The 17,195-nt window shown below is 69.1% G+C and carries 9 protein-coding genes and 1 pseudogene; 1 reads left to right on the top strand and 9 read right to left on the bottom strand.

All coding sequences use genetic code 11. The annotated features are described in order from the left end of the window. Positions 1-559: 559 nt before the first annotated feature. The 9 genes and pseudogenes from ABD858_RS25070 to ABD858_RS25030 form a co-directional block, all read right to left on the bottom strand. Positions 560-1,972 carry a hypothetical protein gene (locus ABD858_RS25070; RefSeq protein ID WP_345041512.1) on the bottom strand — a complete coding sequence of 471 codons (1,413 nt, stop codon included), beginning with the start codon at positions 1,970-1,972 and terminating at the stop codon, positions 560-562. 97 nt (positions 1,973-2,069) lie between these two features. After that, the gene (locus ABD858_RS25065) at positions 2,070-3,038 is read right to left on the bottom strand and encodes a hypothetical protein (RefSeq protein WP_345041509.1); all 969 of its coding nucleotides are present in this window, start codon (positions 3,036-3,038) and stop codon (positions 2,070-2,072) included. Positions 3,039-3,127: 89 nt separating this feature from the next. Beyond that, positions 3,128-4,660, bottom strand: a complete 1,533-nt coding sequence (locus ABD858_RS25060; protein ID WP_345041507.1) for a protein kinase domain-containing protein — start codon at positions 4,658-4,660, stop codon at positions 3,128-3,130. Positions 4,661-4,911: 251 nt separating this feature from the next. After that, positions 4,912-10,221, bottom strand: a complete 5,310-nt coding sequence (locus ABD858_RS25055) for a sacsin N-terminal ATP-binding-like domain-containing protein (protein ID WP_345041505.1) — start codon at positions 10,219-10,221, stop codon at positions 4,912-4,914. An 829-nt stretch (positions 10,222-11,050) separates the two neighbouring features. Further along, positions 11,051-11,896 carry an alpha/beta fold hydrolase gene (locus ABD858_RS25050; RefSeq protein WP_345041503.1) on the bottom strand — a complete coding sequence of 282 codons (846 nt, stop codon included), beginning with the start codon at positions 11,894-11,896 and terminating at the stop codon, positions 11,051-11,053. A 721-nt stretch (positions 11,897-12,617) separates the two neighbouring features. Continuing rightward, positions 12,618-13,880, bottom strand: coding sequence for an IS701 family transposase (locus ABD858_RS25045; RefSeq protein WP_425586248.1), 1,263 nt, complete (start codon positions 13,878-13,880; stop codon positions 12,618-12,620). An 88-nt stretch (positions 13,881-13,968) separates the two neighbouring features. Beyond that, the gene (locus tag ABD858_RS25040) at positions 13,969-14,934 is read right to left on the bottom strand and encodes an IS1634 family transposase (protein WP_425586347.1); all 966 of its coding nucleotides are present in this window, start codon (positions 14,932-14,934) and stop codon (positions 13,969-13,971) included. After that, positions 14,897-15,589: pseudogene (locus ABD858_RS25035) on the bottom strand (IS1634 family transposase); the annotation flags it as partial. The pseudogene ABD858_RS25035 and the gene ABD858_RS25040, both read right to left, overlap by 38 nt. Before the next feature lie 1,101 nt (positions 15,590-16,690). Then, complete coding sequence (locus tag ABD858_RS25030) at positions 16,691-16,954, bottom strand: GntR family transcriptional regulator (protein ID WP_345041498.1); 264 nt, start codon at positions 16,952-16,954, stop codon at positions 16,691-16,693. Positions 16,955-16,972: 18 nt separating this feature from the next. Here ABD858_RS25030 and ABD858_RS25025 point away from each other — a divergent pair, with 18 nt between their 5' ends. Then, positions 16,973-17,149 (top strand): hypothetical protein, encoded by a 177-nt coding sequence (locus ABD858_RS25025; protein ID WP_345041495.1) that lies wholly within the window; start codon positions 16,973-16,975, stop codon positions 17,147-17,149. Positions 17,150-17,195: the final 46 nt, after the last annotated feature.

Genomic DNA, 17,195 nt, shown 5'->3' with positions numbered 1-17,195 from the left:
ACCGCAAGCACTCGCTCTGGCGGCCACACTTCGACCCGCCCGGGAGCGGCTGCCGGAGGTCGAACCGTACTGGCGCGGCAGGGGTTGCGTGCGAGCCGGCGGTCTTCGACGGCCGCCTGCAGGATGCCGGACAGCGTTGCCCAGACGAGCCGGATGGAGGTGGGACCGAGGTCCTTCTCCAACCGCTTCTTCCAGCTCCGCAGCGCTTCCGTTCCGATGCTGTTGAGCGGCAGCGCGCCGAGGTGGGGGACGATGTGCCGACGTACCCGCTGTTCGATGCGCTCCAGGGGGACGGGTCACCGCTCTGGGTGGGCCACCAATGGGCCAAGACGTAGTCCATTGCTGGAGAGCGAGAAGGGCGGCAGCGGTCCCCGGAACCTCGACGATCCAGCGGTACTCGTCCAGGAACTCTACGATATCGGCGTGGTGACCAAGCGCGGCCCGGACTCCGTCGACCTGCCGGACATCTACCGCCTTGCCTTCGACATCAGTCGTCGGGGCGGCGTCCCCCGGATGCCCGTCTGAGTGGAGCCGCAGCCGCTTCCGGAGGGCCCTTCGCTCAGCGTGTCTGTCGGCGCTGCGCGTTCCGCGCCGCCTGCGGCGGCTCCTCCCCGCTCAGCGTGGCGAGCACGAGGTTGCGCTGCCCACGGAAGCTGCGGATGACCTGCTGGCGGACGAGGTCAGTGCTTGTGCCGGTGGTGCCGATCTGGCCCGTCTCGACCAGGCGCGTAAACAGCGTGTTGTCCAGGTAGGCCGGGACGTTCTTGTAGCCGAACCGGAGGGCACCGCCTCGTCCGTCCTTCAGCCGGGCGTCGTCGCGCAGCGATTCGAACTGCCGACGGGAGAAGTACATGCCGTGGATCATCTCCGTCGTGTGGGGCAGTACGGAACGCGGATGGCAGAGCTTGATCCAGCTCGGACTCGGGTCCAACCGCTGCTCGTCGGCCAGACTGGCCTGCATCTCCGCGTACCGGTCCAGGCTCCTCATCCGTTTCAGTTCCTTGGCGAGGTTCCGGTCGCTGTTCGGGTAGTAGAAACCGCCTCGCTCGGCGTCGAGCTTCTTGTACTGCACGAGGACGAGGCTGTGGCGCGTGACGTTGTAGAAGATGATGTCGCAACCGAGGGCCTGCTCCGCCAGGGTGCGGTTGGCGTTCGCAACCAACAGCGTACGGTCGTGTTCCTGGAACCTGCGCCAGGCCACATGGTTGGTCTCGTCGCTGAGCCATCCGTGCATCGCACGGGTGTCGTGCATGACGAGATGGTCCTCGAGTGCCGGCTGATCACTCATCCTGCCGGAACGGGCGGAAGGGTCCTGCGGACGCGGCTCCGGCGCGTCAAGCAGCTCGTCCGGGTGGCGGGCTGCGCCCACCATGTCGAGGAACAGCGGGGGCACCGTGTCGTCGTACAGTTCCTCCGCAGGCGGGTCCCACTCCGCCAGCTGTGAAGCCTGCATCCCGGCCATGCGTGCGACGGCCAGGGTCGCATCGCGCTGCAGTGCCACTTCCTGTGCCGCCCGCGAGTCGCCGAAGTCCCAGGACTCGATGGCCCCCTCGATCAGCTGGACCGCTTCCGTCAGCTCCGGCCGGAGCCCCAGCAGCAGGACGCGTATCGCCTCGCCCGTCCCCTTGCTCTGGTGACCCTCCTCGACCAGATGGCGCCGCTGAGCCGCGGTCAGTCCGTCGAGTAGCTCGGCGAGCGGAAGGGGCCTGCGCAGTCGGCGCACATGAGTGACGCGCAGTTGCTGATCCTGGTCCCTGGCTCCGCGTCGGCGGACGGACTTCCCCACGCGGGTGACCTCGAAGCGCCCGTTAGCGTCCATGGAGGCGATCAGGAGCAGGTGACGGCCCTTGGACCACAGGTCACGCCGGCGCGTGAACGACCACTCCCATTCGTACCGCCGGGATTGATGCAAGTCCTCAAGGAACTCCAGGTACTCGTCCTCGTTGTCACGGCACTTGATGATCGCCACCATGGCCGTATTCTTGCTGGTCCTTCTGACAGGCGTGCCTCTTCTCGCCATCTACGCGGGCTGTTTGAGGAACCCTCCGGCCAGGTAGGCCACCTCTCCGTCATTGCGCAGTGCCTGGACCGTCCGTCCGTCGCGGGTCCTGGATGCTGGATTCCATCGGGCACAGGAGCCACAGGCCGTGCGGCCCCTCCGACGGCCGGCGGGCTGCTGCCTGGAGGGTGACCAGGAACGCACGCCCGCCCTCGTCCCAGTACCGGGCGATCAGACCCGCGTCGTGGAGGAAGAGCACCGTGCGCGGCTCGGTGGAGCAGGCGGCGAGGTCGTCGGCGACCCGCTGCCACACAACGCGGACGAACGTGGCGAGGCCCGGCTTCACCCTGCCCGGCGCGGAGGCCGCGTCGGCACGCAGGACCGTCCGCCAGTCCTGACCCTTCTCCTCGACGAGCCGCCTGAACTCCCGCAGGAACAGCGCCCCGAGGTCGACGGGCACCACCGGGAAGCGGGCGGCGATCATCTCTGCCGTGCCCTGCAGACGGGCGGCTTTGACCGTCAGGGCGAGGAAGCCTCCGCGGCGGACGCTTTCGGCGAGCTGCTCGCGCAGCTCACCGTGCGGGTCCTCGGGCTCGCGGCGCACCACGGACCGGGCCGGAGGCAGCATGCTGGTGACCGAGCCCGTGGAGGACCAGGGACCGGTGGACTTCAGCAGCGGAGGGAGGAAACGTCCGGCCTCGTCGTCGTGCCGCAGGTCGAAGCGGGCCGCCTGGAGTGCGTCCTCCAGCACCACGGGGGTCGGCTCCCGGCCGTCCGACAGGACATTCAGGTCGGGGAAACGGGCTCCTACCCGGGCGACGAGTTCGGTCGCGGTGATCCCCCGGTCCGGTCGCACGCCCGCGCCGGCCTGCGAGATGCGCAGCGCGCGTTCCAGGCTCAGGTCACGCCGGTACAGCTCGAGGCGCGGGGTGTGGCGCACCACGGACGACGCCACGGCGGCGGCCAGTTGCACCAGACGGGTGTCGGCGAGCGGCGCGAAGCCCTCCGGGACGGGCACCGCGCGCAGCTCCCGCACCACCTCGGCGCGTCCCGGAAGGGGCTCCCGGCCGGCGAGTTTCTCTGCGGTCGTGCCCAGCTCCGCCGCGTAGTCGGCCAGTTCGCGGGGGTTCAGGTCGTCGCGAGGCGTGGTTCGTGTCCCTCCTCCTCACGGGTCTCCGCCTCGACGGCGGCCCGGACGACCGCCAGTGACCGGGCCAGCACGCGCTCGGGGGTGTCGTCCTGCGCGCCGTGCAGGGCACGCAGTTCCTGCGCGGCCTGCGAGGCGGTCATCACGCGGCCGAAGGTGGCGACGATCTCGACCAGTTCCGTGCACACCGTCTGCAGCCACTCGACCTCGGCCCACCGCTTGATCTCGGCCCGGTGGTGGCGGGAGACCGGCGGCTGCTTGATACCCAGGTAATCGGCTATCCGCGCCTGCACGGGCCAGGGGCCGAGCGGGGACAGGCCGCCGTCCTCGGGCGGCAGTCCGAGGGTGAGGCGTACCACGTCGGCGCGGTGCGAGCCCTTGCGGCCGGACGGCGGGGTCAGCAGGTCGACCATGCCGTCGACCGACAGGATGCCGGTGACCCCGGCCTGCGCTTCGTCGTCCTTGGCCGGAGCAGCGGCCTTGCGCGCGGCCGGTACGGCGGCCCTGCCCCGCAGGGCGGCCACCCACTGGTTGCGGCGGCGGTTCGGCTCCTTGCGCACCAGCGGGCCAGCGCCACGGGCCTTGGAGATCATGGAGGGCTGGACGTCCAGCAGCTGACCCACCGTGGTGGCGCCGAGGCCGGCGGCGACCGTCACCGCACGCGGCGACAGGCCTGCCAGTTCCAGCTCCGTGTGGGCGTCGGCGGCCAGCGCCGCCCGGTCCCGTGCCTGCTCGGTGTCCTCCGCCTCGGTGCCCACCGTGGAGGGGGTGGTCGGCGGCCGGTCCGTGTCGGCGTCCCGGAACACCTTCTGCCAGGCGTCCTTCATCTGCCGCAGCGTGTCGAAGCGGTGCTCGATATCCCGGTGCAGAGCGCGCCGGAAGAAGGCGGTCAGGCCGGACTGCAGGGGCCGGTAGAACAGCTCACTGGCGATGTACAGCTCGGCGGACTCGTTGGTGAGCGGGTCGATGCGGCCGTCTCCCCACAGCGGCCGCTCGCCGCTCGCCATCTCGTGCAGGGTGACGGCCGCGGCGTAGCGTTCGGCGTGGTCGTCGAAGTGCGGGCGGCGCACGGACCCGAGGAACGGGTCGAGATAGCCGCGGGTGCCGGCCTTCACGTCACGGTCGGAGGCGTCCGTTAGCAAGAAGTCGAACAGCTTGAGCTGCCAGGTGAAGTCCTTGCGGCGCTGGATGCCGAGGTTGTCCGGCTTGATGTCGCGGTGCCGGACGCCGTGCGCGGCGAGCTGGTCGAGGGCGAGGAACAGGTCCTCGCCGAAGCGTTCCAGTTCGTCATAGCTGAGCTGTCCCTTGCCGCGCAGCCGGGCGCCAAGGGACTGCTCACCCGCGTACTCCAGCTGCAGGACCGTGGTCCAGCGCGTCCTGCTCCCAGGAGTAGGGAGAGGGACGCTCCTGGAACCACTGCTGGGCGGGCTGGACCGGTCCCGGCTTGGGCACGGCCGGACCGGGTGTCCGCCGCGGGTCCCCTCCCGTTGCTGCCACTGCGCTCGCCTTCTCACCGCTGCGTCCCTCAGGATCCGACAAATCCCTGGTGGAGCCTACCGCCATGGACTGACAGCGCGGCTTCTCGCGAGGCCGGCCACGCAACGGTGACGTCGCGACCGGGACCTTCAAACGCGGGGTCTGCTTCCGCCCGCCACACAGCAGGTGCTGGCAGGTCACCTGGGAAACTCATCGAGAAGTACCCGAGCGGCTCCCCTCCTCCTGGTGCACAGGACTGCGCACCACCATCACGGCTTAGGCCACTCCATCAGTGCGAGTCGGAGGGCCGCTCCTTTCCCAGGGGCGAGCACTGGTAGCGCACACCCCGGCTGACCATCCTGAAGCGGTCACGCCCTTGGGCCGAGAACGGGTTAGGCAGGTCGAAGACGCGGCGTTCCTCCGGGACGAGGGCCGAGGTGATCAGCAGGATGCGGTAGCGGTTGCTCCGGGCATGGCGGCGGGCCGCGTCCACCTCGGACGGTCCGAGTTCGAACTCCACCCGCTCGGCGCACGGGTCGCTCAGCGCCTTCACCTCGTACAACCGGGTGGTGTCACGCCAGGTGACCTCGAAGTCGTAGCCCAGGGAGTCGGACGCCTCGTCGTCGCCGTTGACGACGGCCGCGTAGCCCGAGGTCCACCGCACGTCGGGGTAGTGGCGCTGGAGCCAGGCACGTGCGGCCACCTCCCCGACGAGGCCGATGGCGGACCGCTGGTCCTCGTTGGTCCGTTTCATCTTCGCGACGATGATGCGCGGCTTGGGAGAGGGCCCGCCTCCGCTTCGTGGCCGGGGTACACCGGTCACGGTGTCCAGGCGTACTCTGCCCGACTGGGCGAGGAACGCCTCGTCGATGGTCTTCGAGGCGATGTCCGCGATGGTGGAGAGCTGGTCGCTTCCGACTCTGACCTCGGCGTCCCCGATAATGATCGTGCGCGGGGCGACGGTGGTGGAGCCGCCGGAGCCCTGGGTCAGTGCCGCCGCCTGCGCGAAGTCCTTGGCGGTGAGGCCCAGTGCCGCAGGGTCCGTGGCGTGCGGCATTCCGTCAGGCCATCCCACGGCGCGTTCCACCGCGTCGAGCAGGTGCTTCTCGCTCAGCGGCAGCAGGTCGCCCAGCCCGGTCCCGTCGATGTGGCTCCTGCATTCCATCAGCACCGCTCCGTGCCATCCCGCGGGCACCTGGACGCCGTGACGGCGGCACCAGGCGGTTACCAGGGGGGGCAGTATCGGGACGAGGGCGTCGAGTGCGGCCGTGTTGCGTGCGCGGAGCCGGTCGACGGGCTCGAGTTCGGTGGGCCGTTCGAGGTCGCCGTCGGCTCCATGTGCCCGGAGCCATTCCCGCACCCTGTCGCGCATCGCCTCCTCGGGCGGGGTGATGAAGCGGGGAAGCCAATCCGGGTCCGGCCGGAGGTCGTGGAGACCGCGGGCCGCGGCGTAGCCAGAGATGTCCTCGCCCTGCTGCGCCGCAACGGCGTACCGCTCGCGGAGCCGGTCGAAGAGGATTCCGGAGCGGGCGCGCACGAAGTCGCCGAAGACCTGTTCGTGGCGGTCGGGGTAGTAGTCCGGGGAGTATCCGGGGCCGAGAGTGGCCAGTGCGGCGTTGAACTGCTGGAAGTCGAGCCCCAGTTCGTCCCTGAGCTCTGCCGGCTTCGTGCAGGAGCGGGCCAGGGCCACCAGCTCCGCCGACGGCAGTGGCAGGCCGGGCGCGAGCCGGTCGAGGACCCCGGCGAGTTCGCGCTCGCCGGCCGCACGGCCGAGGAGGTGGGCGGCCTCCTCGTTCCAGACGTCGGCAGCCAGGCAGGCCAGTACCGGGCGGAGCAGTCTCACTGTGTCCTGCACATCACCGGTGAGGTTGCGCCGGATCTCGGCGACCTTGGCCTCGGTCGTGTCCAGTGCCGCGGCGAGGACGCTGTCGTCGACAAGTGTCGGGCTACTGCCGCCGAAGCTCCGCTCGAGTTTGACCAGGACCAGTTCCAGCGCGTCCTGCAGCCATGGCCTGCCCAGCAGCTGTGCGACGGCGGGCGTCGCCGCCTGAAGCTCGTCCCAGCCCTCGTCGCTCCTCCAGACGACTACCGTGGGGTGCTCGTCGTCCGGTAGCGGCAGGGCACGCGTCGACGACGGCGGTTCGGCCGGCGTCCCGGAGATGGTGATCTCCACGTCGTCGGCGTGTACGACGCGGAGGGCGCGGAGCCGTTCGAGCGCTGCACGGACACCGCGCTCGCTGCGGCGCACGAACGCCCCGGACTTGAGTTCCATGGCGAGCGCGACCACGGTGACCAGCCACTCCCGTCCTCTGGTGAACGGCGCCACCTGTCCCGACGGCGTGATGGGGGCGCCGTCGCGATGACGCACCTGCACGTGGGTGGCCGACGTGCGCTGCGCCCGCAGCCCGTTCGCCTCGGCCAGACGGACGACGGCGTCACCGGACTCCTCCGGAGCGACGAGGAGGGGATGCCCCGCCGGCTCGATGAGCGCTTCCTTCAGGGGATCCGCCTCGTCGCAGACGATGACAGGTGCTTCGTCGGCCGACGGGGTGAAGGTGCCGAGCACATTGGTGCGGCTGACCACAAGACGGGCCTCCTCACCCGGTGCCCAGGGCCACCGGCCCGTCCGAGCGATGTGAGACCACGCCTGTTTGTAGTGCCGTTTGAAGGAGACACTGAGGTACTCGGGCACGTCGCCTTCGTCGAGCACATCAGCCAGCTGTTTCACCGCCGCCCCGGCGTGCTGCGGATCGTCCCACCTACGAAGGCCGAGCCGGAGCATCCGCTCGACGACGCCCCTGTCGGTGAGCAGGCGCCGCGCTGACAGGGGCAACGCGGGGATGAAGGCCGGCAGTTCGCCGTCGGTGCTGAACCAAGCCCGACGGGGTTCGACGAAGGAGGGGCCGTCCGGGTCCTCCACGGGAAGCCAAGCCAGGCTTCGGAGGTAGGAGGCCAGCGGAGTGGGCCAGACGTGCGCGTCCTTGAAAGGGTACGTGGGCCTGTGCACCGTGACGGTGAGAACCTCCTCGCCCCAGGTGCGGAGCCCGTGCATCAGCAGTTCGGCGAACTCGCGCCGGGCGGCGGAGCCGAGCCCGGCGACCTCGGTCGCTCCCGCCAGGTGGGCCGGCGCCTTCGTGAACTCGTATGGCGTGTACGGGTGTGCGAACTTGGTCCACCCGCTCCTGACGTCGGCGGCCCAGGCATTGGCGAGAGCGTCCTCCAGTCCGAGGCGTACGGCGAGGCCCGAGGGCCGCAACTCGTAGCCTTGGCAGGCCCCGAGGCGTTCTCCGACGGCTCCCGGCCTCAGGCCATCGCACACGCCGAGGGCCTCCAGGAACTCGGTGTAGGCCACCCGGTCCCGGATCTGCGCGGGCCAGTCGTCGGGGCCGCTGATCCACTGGTCGCGCTGAGCGGCCAGGGCGGGGATCCGGGATCCACCCTCGGTGAGGAACCGCTCCAGCCGCTGCGCTCCCTCTGTGCCCCAAGCCGGCGAGAAGGAACAGCGTGCGGCTCTGCCCCACCGGCCGGAGTCGGCCAGCGGCAGCCGGAAGGGGATGCGGGCCAGCCGTCGACGCTGCGACTGAGTGAGCAGTGGGTACTGCCGGAAGGCGAAGGTGAGCGCGTCGCGGCTGAGTGCCTCCGAAGGGCGGTCGGAGAGCAGGTCGTTCAGCGCGTCGAAGACGCGGTCCAGTTGATAGGGGCGCACCAGTTCGTTGCGCTCGAGAAATCCCCGTCCGGCTACGTCCCAGGAGATCGCCGGGTGGGTGAAGGAGATGCGGCGCCGGAGCGCCTTGAGATCACCCGGGACCCGGGTGGCCGCGTCACCGTCCGCGATGTCGTCGGGCTCGGGATGGAAGAAGACGGTCGCGTCCTGCCTGCCGGACCCGGCCCGGCTGCCGAGGGCGCTTCTCAGCCGCATGTCCTGGGTGAGGATGATGCGCCGGCCCCGCAGCACCCCCTGGTCCCGGGCGAACGCATGGGACAGGTCGCTGTAGAAGTCCGCCCATACCTGTCCTGCCGGTTCCGTACAGCCGATCAGTGACTGGGCCACGGTCTCGGCCCACTCGGCGGCCAGCCGCGCCGGCGGACGGAAGGGCCTGGAGAGGACGGCTCTGCACAGCTTGTCCAGACGCGTGTGGCGGACCGGGCCGACGGACGGGGTCAGCAGGTCGGCCCCGGCCTCCGTGAGTGCCGCGGTGGTGAGGACACGCCAGGAGCGCTTGCCGTCGGGCCGCCATCCGTAGGAGCCCTGCAGCGAGCCCCACGCCTCCCGGCCGTGCAGGGGCACGATCGGTTCGGCGGCGAGCTTCCCGCCCAGGGCGGCGTTCAGCCGGTCGGGTACGTCCCAACACATGAGGTCGAGAACGAGGTCCGCGGCGAGGAGGTGCGGGGTCTGCGAGCGGATGCGCCTGCCCAGCTCCACCGTCAGTACGGCGAGCTGGTCGAGAAGGAAGGCGTTCAGGGCCACCGTCTCGCTGATGTCGAGGCGGGCCAGTTTGGTGAAGAACGGAGCATGGGCGTGGCCGGGGAACGGGGCGTGGACACCTTCGGCCATCGGCAGGAAGGTATACATGCGGCCGTGGGTGAGCGGCACGTCGAGGCGCAGCGCGACCGCCACCCATGCCTCGGCGTCCCAGTTGTCCCAGGCAGCGTCGATCTCGCGCGCTTGGACGCTGCGGCTGATCGCTCCGCTCAGGGCCTCGGGATCGAGAGTGCGACGCGCCAGCAGGTAGCGGCCCGCCTCGGCAAGATCGATCTCCCGTACCGAGTTGTTCTCACCTGCGGTGACCAGGTCCGATGTGCGCTCGGATCGCGAGAGGGCCTGCCGGAAAACAGTGTCGGAGCCGTCGCGCACCTCGACGAGGAGTTCGGCCACCCGGTCGAGGAAGAGCAGGAGCGGCGCCTCGCCGTTCACCATGTCCTCCGCCTGCGCCACAGCGAGTCCCCAGGCGTGCCGGTCGCGCAGCGGCAGCCGTACGACCGTGGAGTACCCATCCTCGGCGAGTTCCTTGAGCACGGGGTCGGTGACGTCGGCCGGTACCGGTAGTGCCAACGGAGAGATGTCCTCGATCACCCGGGCCGCGAGTGCCGGGTCGTCCACCAGGGCGCGCACGTCCTCGGGCCTGGCGAAGCGGAAGCAATAGCCGTCGAACACCCGGGAGTCGGGTGAGGACTTCGAGTAGATCTCCGGCCAGTCCGTCAGTTGCAGCACACTGCGGAAACCGAGGCCCTTGTTGCCGATCCCCTCACCCGCCGCCTTGCTCGACAGGGCCAGCTCAGTGATGGCGCGGAAGTTCTCCTCGGTGAACACCGCCCCCTCGTTGGCGACGTAGAGGACGCCGCCGTCCTCCCTGGTGACCGCCAGGACGGCGATCCTTCCCAGGGCGGCTTGACCGAGCGCGTCGTGACCGTTCTGGACGAGTTCAAGGATCGTGCGGCCCTCGTACTCCTGGGCGGTGTCCTCGCTGACGGACTTCAGGCTCTCGGCGAACCGCCATGTCCCGCCGGCGTCCCTGTAGATCTCGACTCGCCGCCGGGTCAGGGCGCGTACGGCCGCCCGGAACCCGTCGCCCTCCGCGGCATTCCACATCGATGTCATGACTGTTCCCCCTCGTTCGTGCACAGCCTGCGCCTGCGCCCGCCAGAAGCCTCCTGGCAGTGCCATCCAACCGAATCAGGGGGCATGATTTCTGGTGAATTGCACATGGCACATAGGTACCCGGCCGCCCTCACTGCTCCACTCGCATTCAAGCACGCTGCTTCATCGCCTTCGCCGAGGTCACGGACCGCAAGCGAGCGCAATTCCCTTGGTGTGCGGCTCCTGCGACAGCCTGCAGCTCGCACGGACATCAGGCCGTTCGCTGTAAGGCATCGGAGTGCGCCTCCGCCCTGTGGAACCGCGCCACCCGGCGCCTGCCGCCGAAGGCGCAGTGCCAGCGGATACCGCCTGGTCGCCACTACCTGTAAACGCCGGGCCGTCGGGATGACGGCCATGCCGAAAGTAGAAGCGGTCGGCCTCGGTGACCTCCGCACACACCTCCCCGCCACGGCGCCTGACGTTCAGAAGCCCAGGGTTGCGTGGAGCATAGGCCGACCGCCAGTCACCCGGATCCCAGGCCGCGGGATCTTCACCGGCCGCGAGCCGTTCGAGAAGCGCGCGTTGCAGTTCGTTCAGGGCGGACCACCGATGCACAGACACCAGCCCACACCGCGCCCGAAGCCCTGCATGGAGCCGAAAAAGTGGCTGCGGGTAGTGGGATTTCTCTGGGACGGACTTTTCTGGGACTTCCGGCTGCATCAACGGATACGAGCGTGAAACTTCCGAAAGGCCATTTGCGCAGGTCAGCGGCCTGCGACCGCATATCGCCACAGGTCACCGCATCCGCTGGTCTCTTCCGGGATATCTGACACCCGGTCGAGTCCGTGAGTCAGCGCGGCGCCACTGGGGTGTCCGCGATGAACTCACGGAGCATCGCCGACAGTTGTTCCGGCTGGTCCTCGGGGATCAGGGTGCGGCTGTCGGCGATTTCCATATGGCGGCCCTGCGGGAGCAGTTCGGCCAGGCGGCGGCCGTGTTCGCGGGGCATCATCAGGTCTTCCGTGGCCCAGACGACCAGGGCCGGGCGGTCGAACTTCCGCAGCCCTTCCGCCGCTTCGAGGAGTTCCGCCTTGCGTACCGCGAGGTTGTAGCGACGGAAGTCGTTCCTGATCGCCGGGTCGGTGAGCAGGGGGCGCAGCCAGCCGTCGACGATCTCGTCAGGGACGGGGCGCTTGGTGAGGGCGCCGATGCCGACCGGGAGCCGCCGCAGAGGCTTGAGGGCGAGGATGCGGGCCAGGAGGGCGACACCGCCGGGAACCTTGCAGGCCAGGGAGATCAGCTTGCCGGGGAGGCCGGGCGGGTAGTTGTCGAAGGCCTCGCAGGAAGTGAGGACGAGGCGGGCGAGCCGCTCCGGGTGCCTGGCCGCCACGGTCTGGGCGCGGCCGCAGTCGTTCTCGACCAGCGTGACGTCGTCCAGATCGAGCCTGTCCAGGAGTTCGGCGACAAGGCCGGCCACGGCGTCGGGGCCGAGGGGGACTTCGGGGCGCATGGGCCGGCGGTGGGAGCCGTAGGGCAGAGTCGGGGCGATCACCCGGTGGTCGCGGCGGAGGTCTGCGATGACCTTGCGCCAGACGGTCGCGTCGTGGACCAGTCCGTGGAGGAGTACGACGGCCGGACCCGTACCGCCCGTGTCCTCGTAATCGGTGGTGCCTGCGGTGAGTTCGATCTCCGGCATGGAGCACTCCCGTCGTTGTACGCCGCACGATGAGCCTAGTGGCCGGGAAGGCTTGCCGGGTAGGTCGCGCCGTCCGGTGCGGTGACACCACAGAACCTGACAAAGCCCCACTGAAAGCTCACATGGGAATGGGGGGCGGACCGTTTCCTCCAATTGGTTGACCGGACATGAGGGCTGTCGATCAGCTTTTGGCTGTGGCGCGACCGACGGAAACCGTGTCAGGTCACTTGGGAGCCACACTGGTTGGGGCGCTGAGGGCGTTTCTGATGGACCGTCCCCAGACAAACTGCGGGCTGAACTGGAGCAAGTCTCTACGGCGCTGCGGACTACTGCTGTGACCGGAAAGGTTCACCGGCTCGCGCCCCCCGGCACGGCACTTCTCCCCCGTAGCCCTTCGGGCACGGGAGTACCCCACCGTTGTCGCATGGCGCGAGTACGGCCAAGTACGAGCTGCGATGCTCCGCCTTGCGATGCACCGCACCTGGGGGCACCTCTGGGGGCACCCTGGGGGCACCCCCAGCGGTAGCTGGGGGAGGTAGCTGGGGGAGGTAGCTGGGGGAGCCGCGAGCTTCCCGGCAAACCTTTCCGGCCACAGCACTAGTAGGGCTTTGTTAGGTTCTGTGGTGGGGTTTGGGTGTGGGGGCGGGTTGGCCGCATATCGAGCAGGCGCCGGTCCAGGTGGCCAGGAGTTTCTGTAACGCGCGGAGTACCGCGTAGAGGGTCAGGCCGGCGCAGGGGCTTTTGGGTCGATTCGCAGCAGGGTGCAGAAGGCCTGGGCGAGGGAGGCGAGGGTCACGTGTCGGTGCCAGCCGAGGTAGCTGCGGCCTTCGAAGTGGTCCAGTCCGAGGCCGTCTTTGAGTTCGCGGTAGTCGTGCTCGACGCGCCAGCGGATCTTCGCGATGCGGACCAGTTCGCGCAGTGGGGTGTCGGCGGGCAGGGTGGACAGCCAGTAGTCGGTGGGCTCGGCGGAGTCGGGCGGCCATTCGGCCAGCAGCCAGCACTCGGGTAGTGAGCCGTCGGTGGCGCGGCGGATGGTGCGGTTGGCCGGGCGGACCCGCAGGGCCAGGAACTGTGAGCGCATGGCGGCACGGGGGTTGTTCTTGGTCGTCTTGGTGCCGTGGCGCCAGGTGACGGTCCGCGCGGCGCCGCGTCCGGTGGCCAGGGCCAGCGCCCGCAGGGTGGTGTGCGGCTGGGGGTAGGCCGGCCCGGGCGGGCGGCCGGTGCCGCTGTAGGGCGGGCGCTCGGGGAACGCATCACCGGGGTAGCAGGTGGTGCTGCCCTTGACCGCCACCGCGTAGGCCAGGCCGCGCTCGGTCAGGCCCTCACGGAAGCCGGTGGCATCCCCGTAACCGGCATCGGCGACCACCGGCAGACCGGGCAGCTCCCACTCTTCGCGGGCCTCGTCGAGCATGTCCAGGGCCAGGCGCCACCTCTCCCGGTGCCGGACCTGGTCGGGGATGCCCGCTCTCGTGCGCCGGCGTCTGACCGCCTCCGCCAGCAGCGCATCCCCGCTGTTCTTGGCGTCGTCCCAGCTCTCGGGAAGGAACAGCCGCCAGTTGACCGCCGCCGACGCGCGGTCGGACACCAGGTTGACGCTGACGCCGATCTGGCAGTTGCCCCGCTTGCCCAGGGCGCCGCAGTACATCCGGGCCACCCCCGGCGAGTCGTAGCCGTCCTTGGGAAAGCCCACATCGTCGATCGCGTACGCCTCCGGGGCGATGTGCGCTGCGGCCCATCGGGCCACCCGACGGCGGACCTCGGCGTAGTCCCAGGTCGAGGACGACACGAACTGCTGGAGCTGCTGGTGGTCCACGCCCAGGCGCTCGGCCATCGGCTGCATCGACTTGCGCTTGCCGTCCAGCATCAGCCCGCGCATGTACAGTTCGCCCTTGGCCCGCTGATCCCGGCGCTTGAGCGAACCGAACATCTCCGCCGCAAACGCCTCCAGACGCGGGCGGACCACATCCATCTCCTCAGGTGTCACACCTGACAGAACATCACACCGTAGCCCAAGAGGACCAACGAACCCACCTAACAAAGCCCTACTAGCCGGAGACTTCGCACATGGGGGTTTAGGTCTGTAGCCAGCGAGGTCGGGTTTCATCGATGCCGAGGAGTTCGAGCAGGTGTGCTTCGACTCCTCGGCTGATGAGGATGGTGGGCGGGCTGGTGGCGGTGGCGGGCCGGAGCATGAGGCTGTCGAGCTGGTAGAAGATCATGCGGCCGGTGGGGCGGACCTTGCGGTTGTCGGGGTAGAGGCCGTTCATGGTCTGCTCGGGGCCGAGGGCCTGGCGGACCTGGCGCTCGATCAGGCAGAACACGAGCAGGGCCAGGCAGATCACGGTGATCAGGGCGGCGATGCGTCGGTTGTGTTCCAGGAAGACGGGCGCGACGGCCAGGGGGCCCTTGAAGTCGTGGTAGCGCCGCTCGACCACACTTTGGCCTTTGTAGCGCTTGAAGACCTCGGCGGCGTCGGCCTGCTGGGGGGTGAGCCGGGTGACCAGGGCGTACCAGCCGTCGGCGGCGGACTGGGCGTCCAGGATGTCCTTGTCGAAGTGCCATTCCAGACGTGGGCGTTGGTCGGGGCCGGTGGTCACGGTGGTGCGCAGGCAGTCGGAGACCCGGCGGGTCTTGGCGATCACGCCGATCCTGGCCTGGATCTTCTCCGCGGTGTTGTAGTAGCGGCCGCCGGCCAAGCGTTGGAGTTTGTCGAGGTCTTCCGCGGCCCGGGCCAGGCGTTTGGCGCGGGCGGCCTGCTGCCCGCGGGCGTTGCCGGTGGAGTGGACCAGGATCCGGCGCAGCCGATGCACCGGGTCGCGTTTGCGGGGCCCGGCCATGACGTGGACGTCCTCCAGGACCCGGTAGGAGTCGCGCTGGTCGGCGGGGGGTGTCCCGCTCGTGGTCCCGGTCGTTGACGTAGTCGACCGGCCGGGCGGATTCCACGTCCAGGGCGGCGTAGACCTCCGCCTTGACCTGGGCGGCCGGGAGCGGGGCGATGAAGTCGACTTCCGCGTCCAGCAGCGCGGTGATGTTCGGATAGGACACCAGCTTGGAGTCCGCGACGAGCAGGAAGTCCTTGCGGTCGGCGATCTTCCGCAGGGCCTTCATCGCGCCGACGACCTGGGCGACCTCCCCGGCGCCGCCGTCGTAGACGCGATGAAAGACCGGGATCCCGCCGTCGCGGGCGACGGCGAGCCCGGCCTGGACCTGCTTCAGATCCACCCGCCGGTCCTTGGGGTGACCGTACTTGACCTGCGGGAACCCGTCCTCCTGGTCCTCGAACGCGCCGAAGAGCGACATCGAGGTCATGTCCCAGTGGATCTGGCTGACGTCGATGCCGAACTCCGCGATGGCCTGGGCACCGACCGAGCCGGTGATCTCGTCCAGGTGCGGGGCGATCGCGTCCAAGGCGCGGGCGAGCCGGTCGTCGTTCAGCAGCTCGGGATCGATACCGAAGACCTCCTCCACCGCCCACTTCCGCGCCCAGTCCTCCACCCGGACCATGGCCGTCGGCGAGGACAGCCGGTTGGCGATCAGGACTTCAATCACTTGCCCGTGGGTCAGGTGCGCGACCTGGCGGACCGGGCACAGCGCGTCGATGATCCCGGCCACATCCAGCCGGCGCAGAAACTCGGCAGAGGCGGGCAGAGCGCCCAGACGCCTCTCCACCACGGGAGCGAACTCCACCGTCATCCGAGGACGGTGGACCCGTGAGCGACGCGAACGAGATATCGGCACGTCCCACTCAACGACCGGCACCCCACAGAGGTACCGGTCACATCGTCAGTTCATCCGAACCGGTCATGTGCGAAGGATGGGACTAGCGAGGATCTACGCCAGCAGTTCAATTCGCAGTTGGACGACGTCGAGGCGCACGTAAAGGCCGCAGAGGTAGCGCTAGAACGTGAGCGCGCCGCACGACGTCACGGATTGCCAGATGAGCTAACGGAGTTTCTGCGCGGTGAGTCCCTTTCCGGACCGCAAGGTCACGGCCGCTCGGAACCTGTACGGGTATTGCAGTCGCCGAACGGCCCGCCGCCGGCCGCTTCCCCCGATCACCGGCAGCGCGAGAGAGACGGCCGAGGAATTACGGAAGGTGTAGCCGGTCCTAGGAACGTTCCTGGGTACTGGCCCCAGCGCTGGCCTTGAGGGCCCCCAGAAAGCGCTCTACGGCGACCCCTGAAGACTGGGTCGGGTTGCCGGTCAGCAGGACGTGTAGGGCCCATACAAGGGCTTCACGACGGGCCCCTGTGTGCTTCCGCCGTTCCTTGCCCATACGGTGTCCCTCGCGCTCGGACAGCGCGTCAAGCCGCAGAATCTCACGGCCGATGATCTCGGGCCCTTGCTCGCTCACCACTCGTCCCGACCGGTGAACCACCCAACGAGGTACCCGGCCGCCATTTCCAGCGAAGGGAGGGGCCTTCCGGGAGACTCCCCGGGTCCCGGCTGGACGAAAAAGCTCGGGCGTTCCCCGTCCGGAGTCGGGATCTCGGTGATCCAAAGCCGCTTGGTTCCATCCGGGTCTTCCTCCGGGATGTCCGGGAAGAACCACCCGCAAAGTGCCCCGTTGTCCGGCCGTCGGTCGAACCACTCGAACCGGCAACCTTGCACGTAGTCGGTATCACCCAACGTGCGTGCCATGCTGACTCACCCTCCATCGATCCGTCGTAACACTCTGCAACCCAGAACGCTCCTATGGTGGGCCATCATATTTGTTCGAATACGCCCCGATGGCTGACCGCTGTCTGGGCTTTTCGCATTTCTGACGTAGCGTCAGATAAAACCGATAGCACGTCAGACGACGAAGAACCCGCGCGGGATCACCTTCCGCAACCTGTCTTCCGTCACCAGCACGCCGACAGCGTGCACGGCCGCGGATTGGCTGATGTCGTACTCCGCAGCGATAGCCACCGTGCCGGGGAACCTTTCGCCCGCCTTCCACTCGCCCGCGTCAAGGCGTCGGCGTAGGTCGTCGGCAACCTGCGAGGCAAACGGAATCGAACGGAACTGCCCGATCCGCGGCCACCCGCGCTGCCGGCCCCGAAGCTGCCGAACCATCCGGCCTACCAGCAGATCATGGCGGTGTTCGCCGCAGCCGACGCCCCTTTGCGGGCGCGGGCGGTGTGCGAAGCGATGGACGTGGAGATCGCGCCCAACAACATCAACAACGTCCGCTTGAAGCTCAAGCGACTGGTCGAGCGCGGAATCCTGGTCGAGACCGAGCAGGGATTGTTCACCCGGCCGCGGCCATAGCCGCCCAGCGATCCCACGACCAGGCCGCTTACCCCAACCGAAAGGG

It is taken from the genome of Streptomyces sannanensis (genome assembly GCF_039536205.1).
Classification (GTDB): Bacteria; Actinomycetota; Actinomycetes; order Streptomycetales; family Streptomycetaceae; genus Streptomyces; species Streptomyces sannanensis.
The sequence above is the reverse complement of the archived record's forward strand: the minus strand, read 5'-3'. Positions and strand labels throughout refer to the sequence as shown.